Below are 1,059 nucleotides of genomic sequence, written 5' to 3'. Positions count from 1 at the left end.
CTGGGATTCTCTGCCCAAGCCTCGGGAGATCTACGAGTTCCTGGACTCGTATGTGATCGGTCAGGAGCAGGCCAAGAAGGCGTTGTCGGTGGCGGTGTACAACCACTACAAGCGGGTGCGTTCGGAGGGGGAGCGTCCGGGCGAGGAGGATGTGGAGATCGCCAAGTCCAACATCTTGCTGCTCGGGCCGACGGGGTCGGGTAAGACGTTGTTGGCGCAGACTCTGGCGCGGATCCTGAACGTGCCGTTCGCGATCGCGGACGCGACGGCGCTGACGGAGGCGGGGTATGTGGGGGAGGATGTGGAGAACATCCTGCTCAAGTTGATCCAGGCGGCTGACTATGACGTGAAGAAGGCCGAGACGGGGATCATCTACATCGATGAGGTCGACAAGGTCGCGCGTAAGAGTGAGAACCCTTCGATCACTCGGGATGTGTCGGGTGAGGGGGTGCAGCAGGCGTTGTTGAAGATCTTGGAGGGGACGACGGCGAGTGTGCCTCCGCAGGGGGGTCGTAAGCATCCGCATCAGGAGTTCATTCAGATCGATACGACGAATGTGTTGTTCATCTGTGGTGGTGCGTTCGCGGGGTTGGAGAAGTTGATCGAGTCGCGGACGGGTCAGCAGGGGATGGGGTTCAACGCGGTGTTGCGTCCCAAGGGTGAGCTGGGTGGTTCGGCGTTGTTCGGTGAGGTGATGCCGGAGGATCTGTTGAAGTTCGGGATGATTCCGGAGTTCGTGGGTCGGTTGCCGGTGATCACGAGTGTGCATGATCTGGATCGTGAGGCGTTGATCCGGATTTTGACGGAGCCGCGGAATGCTTTGGTGAAGCAGTATCAGCGGTTGTTCGAGTTGGATGGTGTGGAGTTGGAGTTCACGCCGGATGCTTTGAACGCGATTGCTGAGCAGGGGATTATTCGGGGTACGGGTGCGCGTGGGTTGCGGGCGATTATTGAGGAGGTGTTGTTGTCGGTGATGTATGAGGTGCCTTCTCGTGAGGATGTGGGTCAGGTGATCATTACGCGGGAGACGGTGATCGACAACGTCAACCCCACCATCGT

General features: G+C 59.0%; 1 protein-coding gene. It reads left to right on the top strand.

The window, feature by feature from the left end; genetic code table 11:
• Positions 1 to 1,059 (top strand): ATP-dependent Clp protease ATP-binding subunit ClpX (clpX, locus tag ACSIH6_RS39310; protein ID WP_150256270.1); only part of this gene is annotated, 1,059 nt, incomplete at both ends.

The organism is Nocardiopsis synnemataformans, assembly GCF_965343085.1.
Taxonomy (GTDB): domain Bacteria; phylum Actinomycetota; class Actinomycetes; order Streptosporangiales; family Streptosporangiaceae; genus Nocardiopsis; species Nocardiopsis alborubida.
This window is presented reverse-complemented; position numbering and strand designations above follow the sequence as displayed.